We start from the raw sequence: 17,414 nt of genomic DNA, 5'->3' as shown, positions 1-17,414 counted from the left end.
TGCCTTTTAAGGGCCAGTCGTGGGACAGTGGACCGGTGCGCACCATCTCGGCCCGGTCACTGGCCCTTCTTCTCGGGTCCGGTCCACTCCCCCGGCCGGCCTACCGCGGCCTCGCCGACGGCATCCGCCGGCTCGTCTCCGACGGACGGCTCCTCGTCGGGACGCGGCTGCCGAGCGAACGCACGCTGATGACCGAGCTGGGCCTCAGCCGCACGACCGTGGGCGCGGCCCTCGACACCCTCCGCGACGAGGGCTTCGTCGCGACGCGCCGTGGTTCCGGCAGCGTCGTCTGCCTGCCGGCCGGCCCGTCCGGCCTCGCGCTCTCGCAGGCGGGCCTCATCCCCACCGACGTCCCGCCGGACGTCATCGACCTCACGTATGCCGCCCTCCCGGCCGCGGCCGGCGTCACCGCGGCCTACGAGCGGGCACTCCTGGAGCTCCCGCGCTTCCTCGCGACCGCGGGCTACGACCCGCGGGGGCTCCCCGAGACCCGCGCCGCCGTGGCTGCCTGGTTCGAGGGGCGGGGGCTGCCCACGTCACCGGACCAGGTCGTCATCACCTCGGGCGCCCACGGCGGCCTGTCGGCCGTGCTCCGCTCCCAGCTCGAGATCGGTGACCGGGTCCTCGTCGAGAGCCCCACCTACCCGAACGCCTTGGTGGGGGTGCGCCGTTCGGCGTACCGAGCGGTGCCCGCCCAGCTGACGGCGACGGGGTGGGACGTCGAGGCGATCGAGGTCGGGCTCCGTCAGAGCGGCGCGCGGGCGGCATACCTCATCCCTGACCACCAGAACCCGACCGGGCTCGTCATGGACGGGCCGACGCGACAGGCGCTGGCGGGCGTGCTCGCCCGTGCGAGCTCCGTCCCGGTCATCGACGAGACGTTCGTCGAGCTCGGCCTCGAGGACCACCCGACGACGAGCCGGCCGTCGCCCTTCGCGGCCTCGTCCGCCACCGCCCACACCCTCGGCAGTGCCGGCAAGACGTGGTGGGGCGGTCTGCGCGTCGGGTGGGTCCGTGCTCCCCGCGGCGGCGCCGAGGCCGTCATCGAGGCCCGCCACAGCCTCGATCTCGGCACGGCCATCCTCGAGCAGCTCGTCGTCACCGACCTGCTGCACCAGGGCGAGAGCCTGCTGACCGAACGCCGGCGCGAGGCGCGCGCCCGACGCGACGCCCTCGTCACGGCGCTGCGCGAGCACGTGCCCGACTGGCGCCTGACCGTGCCGACCGGCGGCCTCAACCTCTGGTGCGAGCTGCCGGAAGCACGCGGCGACGAGCTCGCGCGCGTCGCCGAGTCCGCAGGCGTCCGACTGGCCCGAGGTGGGCAGTTCGGGGTCGAGGGCGGCTTCACCCGCTGGGTCCGCGTGCCCTTCTGCGTCGCACCTGACGAGGCCGACGAGGTCGGCCGACGGCTCGCCGCCGCCTGGCAGCTCGCGCTCGGCGAGCGCCCCACGACCCGCGAGGTCACTCCCCTCATCGCCTGACCGTCCCTGACCGTCCCTGAGCCGTGGGGCTGCGAGACTGATCGGGTGAGCAACGACGGAGCCGGGCGCATCACCTCCTTCCGGTGGGAGCACGGCAAGGTCGTCGACGAGGGCTTCCCGCTCGAGGACGTCTCCGAGCTGCTCGGGCGCGAGGACTCGCTGATCTGGGTCGACCTGTGCGAGCCGGACCACGCCGGGCTCCGGGCCCTGTCCGAGGAGCTCGGGCTCGACCCGCACGCCGTCGAGGACGCCGTCTCCGCGGGCGAGCGACCGAAGGCGACCCGGCACGCCAGGCACACCTTCCTCACCGTCTACGCCACGCGGCTCGAGCCCGGCGTCACCCCGACCGGAGCCGAGGACCGCGAGCCGCTCGGGCCGGAGTCCCGGCTGCGCACCGCACGGATCTCGGCCTTCGTGCTCCCCGGCGGCATCATCACCGTCCGCGGCAGCGACGACGTCGACATGCAGCAGGTGCTCGACCGGTGGAACGACGACCCCCAGCTGCTCGAGCTCGGCGTCGGCGCGCTCGTCCACGGGCTCCTCGACACCGTCGTCGACGGGCACTTCGAGGCGATCCAGCAGCTCGACGACGCGATCGAGGACCTCGAGGACCTCCTCTTCGACGAGAGCGGCCGCACCCACGCCGTCCAGGTGCGCACCTACCGGCTGCGCAAGGAGCTCGTCGAGCTGCGACGCGTCGTGCTGCCGATGCGCGACGTCGTCAACGCCGTGCTGCGGCACCGGGGCGAGCTGGACCAGCGGCACACCGAGCTCGACGGCTTCTACGACGACCTCTACGACCACGTCCTCCGGGCCGCCGAGTGGACCGAGTCGCTCCGCGACATGGTGACGACGATCTTCGAGACGAACCTGTCGCTGCAGGACGCCCGCCTCAACACGGTCATGAAGAAGCTCACCGGGTGGGCCGCGATCATCGCCGTCCCGACCGCGGTGACGGGCTGGTTCGGCCAGAACGTGCCCTACCCGGGCTTCGGGCAGCCCTGGGGTGTGCTGTTCAGTGCGGCCGTCATCGGCGGCGTAGCCCTCACGCTCTACGGCGTCTTCCGGCGCAAGGGCTGGATCTGACGCGAGAGGGCCGGGATGCGGTGCATCCCGGCCCTCTCGTCGACGGCGTGGCCGACGCTCGCGGTCAGTCGCGTGTCAGCTTGCGGTAGGTGACGCGGTGCGGGCGAGCGGCGTCGGGGCCGAGACGCTCGACCTTGTTGGCCTCGTAGGACTCGAAGTTGCCCTCGAACCAGTACCAGCTGGCCGGGTTCTCCTCGGTGCCCTCGTAGGCGAGGATGTGCGTCGCGACGCGGTCGAGGAACCACCGGTCGTGGGTGATGACGACGGCGCAGCCGGAGAACTCGAGCAGCGCGTTCTCGAGGGAGCCGAGGGTCTCGACGTCGAGGTCGTTGGTCGGCTCGTCGAGGAGCAGCAGGTTGCCGCCCTGCTTGAGGGTGAGCGCGAGGTTGAGACGGTTGCGCTCGCCACCGGAGAGGACGCCCGAGAGCTTCTGCTGGTCGGGGCCCTTGAAGCCGAACTGCGACACGTAGGCCCGCGACGGGATCTCGACGTTGCCGACCTTCATGTGGTCGAGGCCGTCGGAGACGATCTCCCACAGGCTCTTCTTCGGGTCGAGGCCCTCGCGGCCCTGGTCGACGTAGGAGATCTTGACGGTCTCGCCGATCTTGACCTCGCCGCCGTCCGGCTCCTCGAAGCCGACGATCGTCTTGAAGAGCGTCGACTTGCCGACGCCGTTGGGGCCGATGACGCCGACGATGCCGTTGCGGGGCAGGGAGAAGGAGAGGTTGTCGATGAGGACGCGCTCGCCGAAGCCCTTCTTGAGGTTCTTGACCTCGATGACGGTCGAGCCCAGGCGCGGGCCCGGCGGGATCTGCAGCTCCTCGAAGTCGAGCTTGCGGGTGCGCTCGGCCTCGGCCGCCATCTCCTCGTAGCGGGCCAGACGCGCCTTGCTCTTGACCTGACGGCCCTTGGCGTTGCTGCGGACCCACTCGAGCTCGGTCTTGAGCCGCTTGGCCAGCTTGGCGTCCTTCTTGCCCTGGATGGTGAGTCGCTCGGACTTCTTCTCGAGGTAGGTCGAGTAGTTGCCCTCGTACGGGTAGAGGCGGCCTCGGTCGACCTCGGCGATCCACTGCGCGACGTTGTCGAGGAAGTAGCGGTCGTGGGTGACGGCGATGACGGCGCCGGGGTAGCCCTCGAGGTGCTGCTCGAGCCAGAGGACGGACTCGGCGTCGAGGTGGTTGGTGGGCTCGTCGAGCAGCAGCAGGTCGGGCTTCTGCAGGAGCAGCTTGCACAGGGCGACGCGGCGGCGCTCACCTCCGGAGAGGTTGGTGACGGGCGAGTCCGGCGGCGGGCAGCGCAGTGCGTCCATCGCCTGCTCGAGCTGGCTGTCGAGGTCCCACGCGTCGGCGTGGTCGATGTCCTCCTGCAGCTTGCCCATCTCGGCGAGCAGCGCGTCGTAGTCGGCGTCGGGGTCGGCCATCTCGGCGGAGATCTCGTTGTAGCGGTCGAGCTTCGCCTTGATCTCGCCGGCGCCCTCCTCGACGTTGCCGAGGACCGTCTTGTCCTCGTTGAGGGGCGGCTCCTGCAGCAGGATGCCGACGGTCGCCCCGGGGGCCAGACGCGCCTCGCCGTTGCTCGGCTGGTCGAGTCCGGCCATGATCTTGAGGATCGTCGACTTGCCGGCGCCGTTGGGGCCGACCATGCCGATCTTCGCGCCGGGGTAGAAGGACATCGAGACGTCATCGAGGATGACCTTCTCGTTGTGTGCCTTGCGCGCACGGGTCATGGTGTAGATGTACTCGGCCATGCGCAGAAGGCTATCTGTCAGCGAGCGCGGCACCGAATCGGTGTCCGCGCTCGCGGACCGTCACCGACCTCAGGCCGTGAGCCGCTCGACGACCTCGTAGTCGTCGGTCTCGGGATCGCCGGTGGCCAGCACCGTGCCGGTGTCGTCACGCGCGCCGTCGACCGCGTCCGCTCCGGGGTCGTAGTCGTCGTCGACGACCCCGTCGGCGTCGACGTGGGCCGGGCGCTGACCGGCCACCGCCGACTCGCCCTCGGCCATGGCACGCACCGTCGCCTGGACGTCGGGGTCGGCCGTGCGGTCCTGGCCGAGCGCGGCCGCGCGGCTGACCCGCTCGAAGCTGGCGCGACCCCACGACAGGTCGTGCCCGACGTGGTCGGCGTCGATCTCGGGCGAGGTGCGTGGCTGGCCGTCGTTGCCGACGTACTGCTTGATCGACAGGTTGCCCTCGACGATGACGGGCTGGCCCTTCCGCAGCGCCGAGGCGGCGTTGGCCGCGAGCGCGTTGAAGGCGATGACGCTGTAGAAGCTCGTGTCGCCGTCGACGAAGCGTCCGTCGGCCGTGCGGCGGTAGGGCGTCGTGGCGACGCGGAAGGTCGTGAAGATGCTGCCGTTGCGTCCCTGACGCTCGACGGGCTCGGACACGACGTTGCCGTGCACGGTGATGCGGGTCTCGTTCATCGCTGCTCCTCGGGGGTTCCAGGGGCGGCCTCGCGCCGCCTGCAACCACCTTCTGACCCGGCGGGACGGCACGACAGTCGCCACCGGTCCCCTGTGGACAGAAGGGCATCGGGCCCGAGGGGTGTGGACGACGCCGAGGCGCCGGAGCCGCGTCAGCCCGCTGCGGCCTCGAGGTGCTCGCGGGTCTCGCGGTGACGGAGGAGGACCTCGTCGACGGGGATGAGGATGTGCTCGTCGGCCACCGCTGCGACCGACTCGGTGAGCCGCTTGCCGACCACGGTCCGTCGGTGCCTGGCACCGACGCGCGCCCACCACCGCGACAGGATCCCGAGCCCGACACCGAGCAGCACGCCGAGGATGAGCATGACGAGCGGCAGCGGCAGGATGCCGACGGCGGGGGTCTCGGGGCGCGGGAGCTGCAGCAGCGCGAAGACCCACAGCACGGCGTACCAGACGAGCCCTGCGAGGGCGACGAGACCCAGCACCCACTGGAGGATGTTGACGACGAACCACCAGACCGGGCGACGTGCGCGCAGGGACGTGCCGATGACGGCGCGGTCGAGCGAGTCGCTCAGGGCGCCGTCGCCGCCGTCGACGGCGTCCTCGACGGCCTGGGCCCAGCGCACCGGCAGTCCCTCGGACGCGTCGCGCACGAAGCTGCGCGTGGCGAGGTCGACCGCCGACACGGTCGACACGGTCGGTGCCGGGATCGACGAGCGGCCGAGCACGGCGCGCACGTCGGCGCCGTCGATCTCGACGGGGATCGGCGGACGTCCACCGGTGCGGTCGAGCCGGAGGCGACGCAGCGGGTCGGCGGCGAAGCCCTTGGTCCAGCGAGCGAAGAGCCAGCCGGTGTGCGCGAACGCCTCGCGGCGGTAGTCGCGCGCGACGGCGTCGAGGACGATGGGCACACCGGCCGCACGAGCCAGCGACGCGTCGAGCGCCTCACGCGGGACCCGTCCCACGTCGGCCTCGGAGTCAGCGACACCCGGGCGAAGAGCCGTCGCCGCACCGACCACGTCGGCCTTGAGGCGCTGACGCGAGGCCGCATGTCCTGCAACGGCATTCGCGAGTCGCTGCTTGAGCTCGAGGATGCCCTGACCGGTCACGGTGGAGGTCGCGAGAACCTTCGCGTCGGCGACGCCGTCGGCCACGAGGAGCTTGGCGAGATCCTGGGTCACGGTCTTGGCGCTCTCCCCGGTCAGGCGGTCGGACTGGTTGAGCACGCCGAGCGTCACGGCGTCGTGGTGCGACATGAGGCTCACGAACTCGTCGTGCAGCCGGGCGTCGGCGTACTTCTGCGGATCGGTCACCCAGACGAAGACGTCGACGAGCTCGAGCACCCGCTCGGCCTCCCGTCGGTGCTCGAGCTCACGGGAGTCGAAGTCCGGCAGGTCGAGGAGCACGAGCCCGTCGAGCGAGCCGGCGACCTGGACCGGCCCCTCCCCCGCGTCGGCCGGCGTGTCGACGACGTGACGGGCGGCGACCCCGAGCCAGTCGAGCAGCTCGGACGCGTCGGCGTCACCCCAGAGTCCGGCCGTCGGGAGGGAGGTCGTGGGCCGGCGCGCGCCGATGGTGGCGACGTCGGCGCCGACCAGGGCGTTGAAGAGCGAGGACTTGCCGCTGCCCGTGGCACCGGCGAGCGCGACGACCGTGTGGTCCCCGGCGATACCGGAACGCTCGACGGCCTTGTCGACGACCCGCCGGGCGACATCGACGCCCGAGGGGTCGAGCTCGTCGGCACCCGACACGAGCGCCATCGACAGCTCCGTCGTGCGCGTCCCGAGCTCGGCCGCCGAGACCGTCGCCACCTTGGCGCGGCCCATCCTGATCGGGCTCATCGCGCAGCCTTGACCGCTGCAGCGGCCGCGGTCAGGTGCTCGGTCTGGTCGGTGTCGACGTGCAACGTCGTGACAGCTCCTTCGTAACGGGCGAGCTCGGCGGCATACAGCTCGTCGACGCGCGCGGTCAGCTGCTCGCGGGCCTTGCGCGCGAGCTCTCGGACGGCCTGGTCGCCGAAGACCGCCTCGAGCAGCTTCTGGCCGACGACGGCCGTGCCACCGGCGATGCCGACCTCGGCGCCGGTGATGCCGGCCGTGCTCGCGAAGGTCACGAGCATGAGGACCACGCCGAGGCCGTTGACGCCGTAGGCCATGATCCGGGCGGTCGTGCGTCGGTCGCGACCCTCGTCGCGAACCATCTGGAGGATGTCGCCCTGCCAGTCCCGCACGAGGCGCTGGATGCGCTTGTCGACGTCGGTACCGGACCGCGCGAGCGTCGGGTCGGCCGTGAGCAGCTGGTCGCCACCGGGCAGGGTGCGCCACGAGCGCGCGATGGCGCCGGCGGCGAGCTCGGCGCGGTTGACGACGAGGGACTCGACGCCGGACTGGAGCGCCTCACCGAGGTGGTCGGCCCGTGCGGGCTCGCCCTTGAGGAACGAGGTGAACCGGTCGCGCACCCGGGAGACGGTCGACTCGACCTGCCGGAAGAACTCTCCGGTGCCGACGAACTCCTGCCACCGCGCGAGGACCTCGCCGCGAAGCAGCGTGCCGTCGAGCATGCCCTCGTGGACCTGCGCCTTCGCATCGTCGTAGGCCGCAGCGGCCGCGGCGACGAGCGCCTGGCCCGCCGCCGTCTGCTCCTTCGAGGCGGTCACGAGCGACTGCGTGCGGGTGTCGAGGGAGACGAGCGCACCCTGGAGCGTCTGGCGCACGACGTCGGCCCGGGCCTGCGCGTCGCCGGCGAGCGCCGCGAGCCAGCCCCGCAGGCGCTCGGTCTGGTCGGCGGGCAGCAGACCGTCGACGAGCTCGGACTCCACGACCGTGAAGATCGGCGCCTGGTCGAGCCCCTGCTCGCGCAGCATCGACGCGAAGTGCGTGCGGATCTCGTCGACGGCCCCGACGGGCACGCGGTCGAGGACGACGGCGACGGCGGTGCCGCGCTCCGAGGCCTCGCGCAGCAGCTCCCACGGCACGGCGTCGGCGTAGCGGGCGGCCGTCGTGACGAAGACCCAGAGGTCGGCGGCGGCGAGCAGCTGCGTCGCGAGGTCGCGGTTGGCCTCGACGACGCTGTCGATGTCCGGCGCGTCGAGCAGGGCCAGGCCGGCGGCGACCTCGTCGGTCGAGACGAGGCGCACCGCGCCCGGGCCGTCGGACGACGAGTGGCGACCCGTGATGCGCGCCAGGGTCGGCAGGATCCGGGGCCCGGAGAACCACGCCGCGTCGGAGGGGTGGTGGATGAGCACCGGCGAACGGGTGGTCGGTCGCAAGACGCCGGGCAGCGTCACCTCGCGCCCGACGACCGAGTTGACGAGCGTCGACTTGCCGGCGCCCGTCGAGCCGCCGACGACGGCGAGCAGCGGGGCGTCGAGCGAGGTCAGCCGCGGGATGACGTAGTCGTCGAGCTGGTCGAGCAGCCGCGTGCGCGCCAGCCGGGCAGCCGGGGCGGACGGGAGGTCGAGGGGCAGGGTGGCGTCGTCGACGGCAGACCGAAGTGCCTGAACGCTCGAGAGGAGACGGGCATTGCCCACCCCTGAATCACCTGCCACGCCCGTATCCTTCCGTGTCGCACTGGCACAACCAAACCGAAAGGCGGCGCGCCACCACGACATACCCCGAGTCGTGACCTGAGAGTGCCACGGGCAGACGTGATCCGCCCTGCTGACACGGCTGTCCGGCGGGTCAGTCCTCCGGCGGTCCGGCCTGCACCCGGCGCTCGGCCTCCACCGCCCGGGCGACGTTGCCGTGGACGTGGTCGGCACCGAGACGCTCCATGACGCCGTCGACCTCGAGCGTCGACCGCACCGCCGCCTTGAGCCTGGCCAGTCGCAGGACGACACCGGAGTCCTCGGCGAGGTCGAGCACGTCGGCCATCTTGGCCGACCCCTGGGAGTCGACGAAGTCGATGCCGCCGCAGTCGAGCACGATGGCCTTGACCCCCGGGTTCTCGTGGATGACCTCGCGGACGCGGTCCTCGAGGGCGTCCGACGTGGCGAAGAACAGCCCGCCGTCCATCCGGATCACCACGATGCCGGGGATCGTCTCGCCCTCCGGGTGGTCGGCGAGGTCGCGGTAGACGTCCGTGCCCGGCTCGCGAGCGAGCGTCGGGATGTACGGTCGGGTGGAGACCTTGATGAGCCAGAAGATCGACAGCGCCACCCCGATGACGACGCCGGCCAGCACGCCGAAGACGAGCGCGCCCAGCAGTGCGGCGACGGCCACCGCGAAGTCGAACGGCTTGACGCGCAAGAGGCGTCGCATCTCCGGCAGGTCCATCATCCCCATGACGACGGCCTCGATGATGATGGCGGCCAGCACCGGCTTGGGCAGGTCGGAGAAGAGCGGCGCCAGCAGCAGCAACGTCAGCAGGACCGCGAACCCCGTCGTCAGCGAGGCGAGTCCCGACCTGGCTCCCGAGTGGTCGTTGAGCGAGCTCGCCGACAGGCTGGTCGACACCGGCATCCCCTGGAGGACCCCCGACCCGGCGTTGGCGAAACCCTGCGCGACCGACTCCTGGTCGATGTCGATCTGGTAGCGGTGCTTCGCGGCGAAGGCGCGTGCGTCGCCGGCCGTCTGCGAGAAGCCGATCAGCACGAGGGCGAAGGCCGCCACGGCCCCGACACCGACGTGGTCCCACATCAGCTGCATGTCGGGCAGGACGACCGTCGGCAGACCTCTCGGGACCTCGCCGACGAGCGCCACACCACGGTCACCGAGACCCAGCAGCCACGAGCCGAGCAGGCCGCCCACGACGAGCACGAGGGCGCCCGGCACCTTCGGGGCGACGACGCGCAGACCGAAGACGACGGCGAGGGAGACGAGCCCGACCACGACGGTCGTGCCGTGCGCGTCACCGAGGGTCGTGAACCAGGACCGCAGCTCCTGCAGGGGGTTGCTCCCCGAGACCTTCGTGCCGGTGAGCTTGGGCAGCTCGCCGATGACGACGTCGATGGCAGCACCGAAGAGGAACCCCGTGACGACCGCACGCGAGAGGAACTGCGCGATCCACCCCATCTTCAGCACCGCGACGAGCAGGTAGAGCACCCCCGAGGCGAGGGTGATGCCGGCGACGAACGACGCGACGGCCTTCTCGTCGACGATGCCGGCGGCGAGGACGGCGCTCGCGGCGACGGCCGCCAGTCCTGAGCTCGGCCCGACCGAGATCTGCCGGCTGGTGCCGAAGATCGCGTAGAGGATCGCACCCGCGGCCGCGGCGTAGAGACCGTTCTGGACGGGGATCCCGGCGATGCCGGCGTAGCCGAGGTTCTTCGGGACGACGAGGGCCAGCACCGTCACGCCGGCGATGAGGTCGCCGCGCAACCAGCTGCGGTCGTACGAGCGCAGCCAGCCGAGGATGGGGATCCGGCTCGTTCCCGTGGTCCGACCCGCCATGAGAGCGTCATCCCTCCCGTCAGGCCGCGAGGCCGAGACCGTTGGGTGGACGAGGTCCCTCGCGGGCCGGCTGACGACCCCATGATCGCAGCAGGTGGCGGCGTACGTCCCGGTTTCCGAAGCGTCGCCGGCGGCGCGCGTGCTGCGTCGCCATCGGAGAGTGCCCCCGGCAGGACTCGAACCTGCGACCAAGAGATTAGAAGGCTCTTGCTCTATCCGCTGAGCTACAGGGGCGGGTCGCCCGATCCGGGCGCCGTCCAATGATAGGCACCGCGGGGCGGCACGCCCGCTCAGGTCACGGGCGAGCCGACGAAGTCACGGCGGTGCGAGGTGATCGCCTCGAGCAGCACCATCTCGCGCTGCGACGCGTCGTCCTCGGCCGTGCCGTGGACGAGCCGCGAGCGCAGCAGCGCCAGGTCGCTCGCGCTGTCCTGGAAGGCGTCCATCGAACGCCTCGCCGGACGACCACCGTTCTGCCGCGCCCAGGCTCGCGCCGCCCGGCGCAAGCGCAGGTTGGAGAGCATCATGACCTCGGCGTGCGTGAGCCAGCCCGCGTCGGCGTACGGCGAGAGGTAGCGACCGATGAGCCGGCCCTCGCGACGACGCAGCCAGAAGAGGAAGCCGACGAAGGCGAGGAAGAGCGGCACCTGGTAGGTGACGTACGCCGCGAAGAAGCCGTCCATGCCGGCGAGCGCGGAGAGGTTCCAGAGCCCGTGGAGCAGCATGGCGAGGACCCAGCCGGCGAGGATCGCGACGACGCGCACCGCCGGGCGTCGGGCGGACACGGCGATGCCGATCCCGATGCCGGTCAGCGACGTGAAGAGCGGGTGGCCGAACGGGCCCATGAGGCCGCGGACGAGGAAGGTCGACGTCAGGCCTTCGCCGCCGTACTCGTTGTAGGCCTGCCCGAGGTAGAGGATGTTCTCGCTGAAGGCGAAGCCCGCCCCGATGAGCCCGCCGTAGACGATGCCGTCGATGATCCCGTCGAACTCGCGCCGACGGACGAGGTAGATGAGCAGGATGCCGAGGCCCTTGAGCGTCTCCTCGGTGACGGGCGCGAGGTAGACGGCGCCCGTCTCGAGCGGGTCGGTCCAGCGCGCCTCGACGAGCATCTTGAGGCCGAAGGTGTTGAGGAAGAAGGCACCGACGACGGCGACGAGCGCGCCCCAGAGGAACGCGAAGACGATGTAGCGCGCCGGCTCCGCCTCGTAGCGGTCGAGCCAGAGGAAGGTCGGCACGATGATGAGCAGCGGGATGACCGCCATGAGCGCGGACGTGATGATCGTCTGGGCCGTCAGCCGCTCGCCGAGGATGCCGACGAGGATGAGCAGGCAGACGAGGAAGGCGGATGCCGCGACGCCGATGGTGAGGGCGGTGCGCAGCATCGGCCGCCGGGTCGGGTTGCGCACCGGGCTCCACTGCTGCGCCTGCCCGTCCGGGCTCGCGCCCGTCCCCTGTGTCGTCACGTCCCCTGAGGTCATGAGGGCAGGCTAGTGCAGCGCCGGGGCCGCGCACCCGGGCTCGTCCTCCTCAGCCTCTATGGTGGACCGGTGAGTGACACCAACCACCGAGCCATCGCCGACCGGATCATCTGGATCGACTGCGAGATGACGGGCCTGTCCCTGAAGTCCGACGCCCTCGTGGAGGTGGCCGCCCTCGTCACGGACTTCGAGCTCAACCAGCTCGGTGACGGCATCGACGTCGTCGTCAAGCCGCCGGACGAGGCGCTGGAGCAGATGGACGACTTCGTCCGCGACATGCACACGAGCTCGGGCCTCATCACCGAGCTCGACTCCGGGGTGACGCTCCAGGAGGCCGAGCACATCGTCCTCGACTACGTCCGCACGTTCGTCCCCGAGCCGCGCAAGGCCCCGCTCGGCGGCAACACCGTCGCCACCGACCGTGGCTTCCTCTCGCGCGACATGCCGGTGCTCGAGTCCTACCTCCACTACCGGATCATCGACGTCAGCTCCATCAAGGAGCTCTCGCGCCGGTGGTACCCCCGCGTCTACTTCAACGCCCCGAAGAAGTCCGGCGGGCACCGGGCGCTCGCCGACATCCGCGAGTCGATCGCCGAGCTGCGCTACTACCGTCAGGCGGTCTTCGTGCCGCAGCCCGGCCCCGACAGCGCCACCGCGAAGGCGCTCGCGTCGCCTCACGTCATCGAGCACTGAGTGCTCCCGGGCAGCCCTTCGGGCGATGGCGTATGCCGTCGGGCGGGGTGGTCACGAGCACCTCACGAGAGCCTGTAGCATTGTCGACGCCGTGACACGGCGCCGAGCCTTCGGGCCCGGCTCGTGTTGTGCATGGTGGGTGTAGCTCAGCTGGTAGAGCACCTGGTTGTGGTCCAGGTGGCCGCGGGTTCAAGTCCCGTCACTCACCCCACGGTCCTGCTCGTCAGGACGAACGCATGGCCCGGTTCCCCCGCGGGGGAACCGGGCCGTGCTGCTTCCACGGCACGGTCCGAGCCTGGTCCGAGGCGGGTCCGAGCCTGCGCGGCTAGGCTCGTGGCAGCCGCTCACACCAGCCCGCAGCCCGCAACGCTGCCCTGCGGTCGCTTCCCCGCCGACCCCCGAGGTGACCCCATGAACGACCCGAGCGTGCCGTCGGTGGACGCGCGGTTCTCCCCGTCTGCAGGTCAGACGCTGGGCGTCGAGTGGGAGATCGGCCTGCTCGACCCGGCCACGCTCGACCTCACCTCGCGCGCCGTCGAGCTGCTCGGCCTCGCCAACGGGCCCGAGGACACCGGGCATGCCCGACCGACGAAGTCGCGGTCGACCGTGACGCAGGAGCTGCTGCGCAACACCGTCGAGATCGTCACCGGCATCTGCGCGAACGCCGAGGAGGCGGCTGCGGATCTCGCCGACGGCCTCGGGCGCGTCCAGCGCGCGGCCTCCGAGCTCGACGTCCTGCTCTACGGGGGTGGGGCGCACCCGTTCGCGCGGTGGGAGGACCAGGAGGTCACCGAGGGACAGCGCTACGCGACCCTCATCGACCGCACCCAGTGGTGGGGCCGGCAGATGGTGATCTTCGGGGTCCACGTGCACGTCGGCGTCCGGTCCGCCGCGAAGGTGTGGCCCCTCGTCAACGCCCTGCTGACCTACCACCCGCACCTCACGGCGCTGTCGGCGTCGTCGCCCTACGGCTCGGGGGCCGACACCGGCTACGCGAGCAACCGCACGATGCTCTTCCAGCAGCTGCCGACGGCGGGCCTGCCCTTCCAGTTCGAGACGTGGGCGCAGTACCGCGCGTACCTCCACGACGTCTTCACGACCGGGGTCGTCACCGACGCGAGCGAGCTGCGCTGGGACGTCCGACCGTCGCTGCGCCTCGGCACGATCGAGGTCCGGGCCTGCGACGGCTTCTCGCGACCGCAGGACGTGGCCGCGATCGCGGCGCTCATCCACTGCCTCGTCGCCCATCTCGAGCACCAGCTCGACGAGGGCGTGCTCGCGCGCCCGCTGCCGCCCTGGCACGTGCAGGAGAACAAGTGGCGGGCGGCGCGCTACGGGCTCGACGCCATCATCATCCGCGACGCCGACAACACGGAGGTCCACGTCGTCGACGACATTCACGACCTGCTCGAGCAGCTGCAGCCGACGGCGCGACGCCTCGCCTGCACGCGCGAGCTCGCGGGCGTCGAGGACATCCTGAGCGACGGGGCCGGTTACCAGCGGATGCGCGCGGCCGTCACGGACGACGGCACCGGTGACCTGCGGGCCGCGGTGCGCGCCATGCTCGTCTCCGACGGCCGGTGAGACCTGACAGTTACTCCGCGACGCTCGCCATCGCCGTCCGGGCGGTCTCGCCGTCGGTGTCGGGGGGCAGGACCGTGAGCACGAGCCGGCCGTAGTTGCTCAGGGACAGCAGGACGTGGTCGGGGAAGCGGCTGTGCTCGAACCAGCCGAGGTGCGTGATGCCGATCGGGCTGCGCACGGTCCGGGGTCCGTCCTCCCACCCGGCGCGCTCGTAGCCGAACCGGGCGATCCGCGCGCGGGTGCGGTCGTTCACCGCGACGTCGAGCAGCGGCACCTCGACGCGGAGGTCGCTCGACCGGGGCCACCACACGCCGTCGGAGGCGTCGACCCCCGGACGGGGCGACAGGGCGAGGCGGCTCGAGAGATCGTCTCCGGGCGACTCGGCGGCGGGGGCCGGCAGGGGGGTGGACACTGGCGGGGACAGGGGCAGGGCGTTCACGGTGGCTCCTCGGGGAGCAGGTCGAGATGGGTGGCCGCGGCTCGCTCGTCACTTCCTGCCCTGGAGGACCGACGCCGCGCAAGGGTCGGTTCCTCTCCTGCCGACGGGCACCCTGACCGGGTGACCCTGTCTCCACCCCAGCGTACGCCCGCGTCGTCGCACCGGCCCCGCGACGGCATACCGCACAATGGGGTCATGCTCATGGGAAACAAGAAGGCCCAGCGGATCACGGTCGGTGTCATCATCGGCGTCATCGTCGTCAGCCTCGCGCTGTCCCTCATCTCGACGGCGAGCGCGACCCCGTAGGCACGCGAATCCGCCCGCAGCGCCGGGTCGCCCGGTCAGAGGCAGGGGTGGGTCGCGCGGCTTTGGACGCCTCGCGCCGACCGATTTTGTCCCGGCCCGGGACGGCTGCTAACGTTTCCCCTCGTTGCGCCGCTAGCTCAATTGGCAGAGCAAGTGACTCTTAATCACTGGGTTCGGGGTTCGAGTCCCTGGCGGCGCACTTCAAGACCCCCGTTCTGAGCGATCTGGACGGGGGTCTTCCCTTTGCCCGTCCTGATTCGCGTATCAGGCTGACAACGCCACGACTCCCTTGGACGATGGACGTACCACCCGGGACGCGGGTGACCGCGTCACCGGCTCGAGGGGAGATGCGATGAGCGGCTGGGACGACGAGCTGGACCGAGGCGACCAGGGCGAGCGTGAGGTCACGCCCGACCTGCCGTGGACCGACGAGCCCCCGCCGCCGGGCGGGGGCGACCGCGACGTGACGGTGCGCGGGCCGGGTGCGAGCGTCGGCAAGGCGCGGGCCTTCACGACGTACCTGCCCGTCGGAATGTGCTGCAACTTCGTCTGGAACTGCATCGCCGCCCCGCACCGGTTCGGGCTGGCCGACGCCAACGCCGCCTGGGCGCGTGCCGCGAAGCGGCGCGGCGGCACCGACGCCCCGGCCGGCGCCCCGGTCTACTGGGCGGGCGGCAAGCACGGCCACATCGCCCTCTCCGTCGGCGGGGGCCGCGTCCGCTCGACGGACTGGCCCGCCAAGGGCAAGGTCGGCGAGGTCGGCATCGCCGAGATCACCAAGGCGTGGGGCATCACCTACCGTGGCTGGTCGGCCGACTTCGCCGGCACGACGATCCCAGGGCTCGGCGGCGACGGCCTGACCGCCCTCGCCGGTGGCGGCGCGGCCGTCGACGACGAGGCGATCCGGCCGGGCAAGCGCAACGCGGCGGTGCGGCGCTTCAACAAGGCGCTGTGGGACTCGATGCCGGCCGACTACCGCGCGTCGCACCAGAAGGCGTGGATGAGCGAGGCGGCCGACCTCTACGGACCCGTCGCCCAGCAGGTCTGCTTCGACAAGTACGTCATGCTCAACCGCAAGGACCCGAAGAAGTGGCCGCTACCCAGCAAGCCGGTGTGGCCCGGTCCCGGCCTGCTGCGCAAGCTCGGGCTGCGCCCCGACTGACGTCGGCCCGCACGGCGGGCGAGGGTGGCTCAGAGGTAGAGGCCGGTCTGGCCGTCCTCGACGCGCCGGGCCGCGACGGCGTGGATGTCGCGCTCGCGGAGCAGGATGTAGTCCTTCCCGTGCAGCTCGACCTCGCCACGGTCCTCCGGGTCGAAGAGGACGCGGTCGCCCAGCTCGACCTGGCGCACGTTGGCGCCCGTCGCCACCACTTCGGCCCACGCGAGGCGCTTGCCGACCGACGCGGTGGCGGGGATGAGGATGCCGCCGCCGGAGCGCCGCTCCCCCTCGCTCTCGATCGAGACGAGGACGCGGTCGTGCAGCATCCGGACCGGCAGCCTGGCCGCCGACGCGGCAGCATCCTTCTTCGCCATGGGACTGGTCGGACCCGCCGGCCGGCTCAGCGCCGGCGGCGCAGGAAGCCGATGGCGACCACGACGACGACGGCCGCCGCCACGACGGCACCGATGCGCTCGATGCGCAGCTCGCCGTCCTCGGTGTGCGTGGCCGCGGCGAGACGCAGCCGGAGGCCCTGCACCTGGCGCTGGGCGATGACCTGCGGCTGGGCGCGGTAGGCCAGCTCGTTGACGGTGCCCTCGAGGCGCGCGCGGGCGGCCTGGATGTCCTGCTCGATCCGTACGGTGTCGCTCATCTGGCTTCCTTTCGGGGGACGGTGCGACTCTAGTCGGCGATGCCGAGGTCGCGACGGAGCTTGGCCACGTGGCCGGTCGCCTTGACGTTGTAGAACGCGTGGCTCACCTTGCCCTCCTCGTCGACGACGAAGGTCGACCGGATGACGCCCTCGACCGTCTTGCCGTAGAGCTTCTTCTCACCCCAGGCGCCGTATGCCGTGTGGACTGCGAGGTCCTCGTCGCTGAGCAGCGGGATGGTGAGGTGGTCACGCTCGCGGAACGCGGCGAGCTTGGCCGGCTTGTCCTTGGAGATGCCGACGACCTCGTAGCCGTCCTTCTTCAGCGAGTCGAGCGACTCGCTGAAGTCGCAGGCCTGCTTGGTGCAGCCCGGGGTCATGGCGGCCGGGTAGAAGTAGACGATGACCTTGCGGCCCGCGAAGTCGGCGAGGCTGACGGTCTGGCCGGTGTCGTCGGTGAGGCTGAAGGCAGGGGCCTGCTCGCCGGGCTCGAGTCGTGCGGTCACGATCTGCTCCTTCGTCGTCATGTCTGCCGGGCTCGTACCCGTTCCGGACACCAGGTCGGTCCGGCTGGTGCGGACGGCGGGACTCGAACCCGCACACCTAGGGCACAGGAACCTAAATCCTGCGTGTCTACCAGTTCCACCACGTCCGCTCGCGTCATGCGCGGCCCCCACTGTAGTTGGCGGCCCCCGGGTATCAGGAGCCACCGTCCCGCCCT

Annotated in this window: 15 protein-coding genes and 4 tRNA genes; 7 read left to right on the top strand and 12 right to left on the bottom strand. The window is 71.5% G+C overall.

The annotated features are described in order from the left end of the window. The first annotated feature begins 35 nt into the window (after positions 1-35). Together yczR and ACSSS0_RS18550 are read left to right on the top strand one after the other, a co-directional pair. Positions 36-1,481: a MocR-like transcription factor YczR gene (gene yczR, locus ACSSS0_RS18555; protein WP_487229155.1), complete on the top strand. Its 1,446-nt coding sequence runs from the start codon at positions 36-38 to the stop codon at positions 1,479-1,481. Between the two features lie 45 nt (positions 1,482-1,526). Next, a complete protein-coding gene (locus ACSSS0_RS18550; RefSeq protein WP_487229154.1) occupies positions 1,527-2,567 on the top strand; it encodes a magnesium transporter CorA family protein in 1,041 nt (346 codons plus the stop codon). Positions 2,568-2,631: 64 nt separating this feature from the next. Here the strand turns inward: ACSSS0_RS18550 and ettA are convergent, their stop codons facing one another. The 7 genes from ettA to ACSSS0_RS18515 all read right to left on the bottom strand — a co-directional run bounded on the left by ettA (position 2,632) and on the right by ACSSS0_RS18515 (position 11,863). Further along, entirely contained in the window at positions 2,632-4,314 is a 1,683-nt protein-coding gene (gene ettA / locus ACSSS0_RS18545; RefSeq protein WP_435986522.1) for an energy-dependent translational throttle protein EttA, read from the bottom strand. Positions 4,315-4,383: 69 nt separating this feature from the next. Further along, on the bottom strand, positions 4,384-4,992 hold the full coding sequence (locus tag ACSSS0_RS18540) for a single-stranded DNA-binding protein (RefSeq protein ID WP_487229153.1): 609 nt from the start codon (positions 4,990-4,992) through the stop codon (positions 4,384-4,386). A 152-nt stretch (positions 4,993-5,144) separates the two neighbouring features. After that, positions 5,145-6,833, bottom strand: a complete 1,689-nt coding sequence (locus ACSSS0_RS18535; protein WP_487229152.1) for a GTPase — start codon at positions 6,831-6,833, stop codon at positions 5,145-5,147. Next, the gene (locus ACSSS0_RS18530) at positions 6,830-8,521 is read right to left on the bottom strand and encodes a dynamin family protein (protein ID WP_487231224.1); all 1,692 of its coding nucleotides are present in this window, start codon (positions 8,519-8,521) and stop codon (positions 6,830-6,832) included. The genes ACSSS0_RS18535 and ACSSS0_RS18530 overlap by 4 nt, the downstream gene beginning before the upstream one ends. Before the next feature lie 151 nt (positions 8,522-8,672). After that, positions 8,673-10,382: a SulP family inorganic anion transporter gene (locus ACSSS0_RS18525; protein WP_487229151.1), complete on the bottom strand. Its 1,710-nt coding sequence runs from the start codon at positions 10,380-10,382 to the stop codon at positions 8,673-8,675. A gap of 161 nt (positions 10,383-10,543) precedes the next feature. Beyond that, positions 10,544-10,616, bottom strand: a tRNA-Arg gene (locus ACSSS0_RS18520). A gap of 56 nt (positions 10,617-10,672) precedes the next feature. Continuing rightward, complete coding sequence (locus ACSSS0_RS18515; protein ID WP_487229150.1) at positions 10,673-11,863, bottom strand: PrsW family intramembrane metalloprotease; 1,191 nt, start codon at positions 11,861-11,863, stop codon at positions 10,673-10,675. 69 nt (positions 11,864-11,932) lie between these two features. Between ACSSS0_RS18515 and orn the strand changes: the two genes are divergently transcribed. The 3 genes from orn (at position 11,933) to ACSSS0_RS18500 (ending at position 14,140) form a co-directional block, all read left to right on the top strand. Beyond that, a complete protein-coding gene (gene orn / locus ACSSS0_RS18510; RefSeq protein ID WP_487229149.1) occupies positions 11,933-12,556 on the top strand; it encodes an oligoribonuclease in 624 nt (207 codons plus the stop codon). Between the two features lie 135 nt (positions 12,557-12,691). Next, positions 12,692-12,767, top strand: a tRNA-His gene (locus ACSSS0_RS18505). 200 nt (positions 12,768-12,967) lie between these two features. Further along, a complete protein-coding gene (locus ACSSS0_RS18500) occupies positions 12,968-14,140 on the top strand; it encodes a glutamate--cysteine ligase (RefSeq protein ID WP_487229148.1) in 1,173 nt (390 codons plus the stop codon). A 10-nt stretch (positions 14,141-14,150) separates the two neighbouring features. Here the strand turns inward: ACSSS0_RS18500 and ACSSS0_RS18495 are convergent, their stop codons facing one another. After that, complete coding sequence (locus tag ACSSS0_RS18495) at positions 14,151-14,579, bottom strand: DUF5994 family protein (protein WP_487229147.1); 429 nt, start codon at positions 14,577-14,579, stop codon at positions 14,151-14,153. 432 nt (positions 14,580-15,011) lie between these two features. On the opposite strand from ACSSS0_RS18495, the gene ACSSS0_RS18490 reads away from it, so the two are divergent. Both ACSSS0_RS18490 and ACSSS0_RS18485 read left to right on the top strand, forming a co-directional pair. After that, positions 15,012-15,084, top strand: a tRNA-Lys gene (locus ACSSS0_RS18490). Between the two features lie 153 nt (positions 15,085-15,237). Then, positions 15,238-16,047, top strand: coding sequence for a hypothetical protein (locus ACSSS0_RS18485; RefSeq protein WP_487229146.1), 810 nt, complete (start codon positions 15,238-15,240; stop codon positions 16,045-16,047). Between the two features lie 29 nt (positions 16,048-16,076). On the opposite strand, the gene ACSSS0_RS18480 is transcribed toward ACSSS0_RS18485, so the two are convergent. From ACSSS0_RS18480 to ACSSS0_RS18465, 4 genes are all read right to left on the bottom strand, one after another. Continuing rightward, entirely contained in the window at positions 16,077-16,418 is a 342-nt protein-coding gene (locus ACSSS0_RS18480; RefSeq protein WP_435986531.1) for a GroES family chaperonin, read from the bottom strand. A gap of 26 nt (positions 16,419-16,444) precedes the next feature. Beyond that, positions 16,445-16,696 carry a DUF3618 domain-containing protein gene (locus ACSSS0_RS18475; RefSeq protein ID WP_435986532.1) on the bottom strand — a complete coding sequence of 84 codons (252 nt, stop codon included), beginning with the start codon at positions 16,694-16,696 and terminating at the stop codon, positions 16,445-16,447. A gap of 29 nt (positions 16,697-16,725) precedes the next feature. Further along, positions 16,726-17,199 carry a thioredoxin-dependent thiol peroxidase gene (bcp, locus tag ACSSS0_RS18470; RefSeq protein WP_435986533.1) on the bottom strand — a complete coding sequence of 158 codons (474 nt, stop codon included), beginning with the start codon at positions 17,197-17,199 and terminating at the stop codon, positions 16,726-16,728. Between the two features lie 65 nt (positions 17,200-17,264). After that, positions 17,265-17,348 (bottom strand) — tRNA-Leu (locus ACSSS0_RS18465). Between the last annotated feature and the right edge of the window lie 66 nt (positions 17,349-17,414).

The sequence above is a fragment of the Terrabacter sp. R4-6 genome, assembly GCF_057529065.1.
The sequence above is the reverse complement of the archived record's forward strand: the minus strand, read 5'-3'. Positions and strand labels throughout refer to the sequence as shown.

Bases quoted from the DNA above. Each gene is read 5' to 3' on its own strand.
- ettA (WP_435986522.1), bottom strand. From the start codon at position 4,314: ATGGCCGAGTACATCTACACCATGACCCGTGCGCGCAAGGCACACAAC.
- ACSSS0_RS18485 (WP_487229146.1), top strand. From the start codon at position 15,238: ATGAGCGGCTGGGACGACGAGCTGGACCGAGGCGACCAGGGCGAGCGT.
- ACSSS0_RS18480 (WP_435986531.1), bottom strand. From the start codon at position 16,418: ATGGCGAAGAAGGATGCTGCCGCGTCGGCGGCCAGGCTGCCGGTCCGG.
- ACSSS0_RS18515 (WP_487229150.1), bottom strand. From the start codon at position 11,863: ATGACCTCAGGGGACGTGACGACACAGGGGACGGGCGCGAGCCCGGAC.
- ACSSS0_RS18500 (WP_487229148.1), top strand. From the start codon at position 12,968: ATGAACGACCCGAGCGTGCCGTCGGTGGACGCGCGGTTCTCCCCGTCT.
- ACSSS0_RS18535 (WP_487229152.1), bottom strand. From the start codon at position 6,833: ATGAGCCCGATCAGGATGGGCCGCGCCAAGGTGGCGACGGTCTCGGCG.
- ACSSS0_RS18540 (WP_487229153.1), bottom strand. From the start codon at position 4,992: ATGAACGAGACCCGCATCACCGTGCACGGCAACGTCGTGTCCGAGCCC.
- ACSSS0_RS18475 (WP_435986532.1), bottom strand. From the start codon at position 16,696: ATGAGCGACACCGTACGGATCGAGCAGGACATCCAGGCCGCCCGCGCG.
- ACSSS0_RS18525 (WP_487229151.1), bottom strand. From the start codon at position 10,382: ATGGCGGGTCGGACCACGGGAACGAGCCGGATCCCCATCCTCGGCTGG.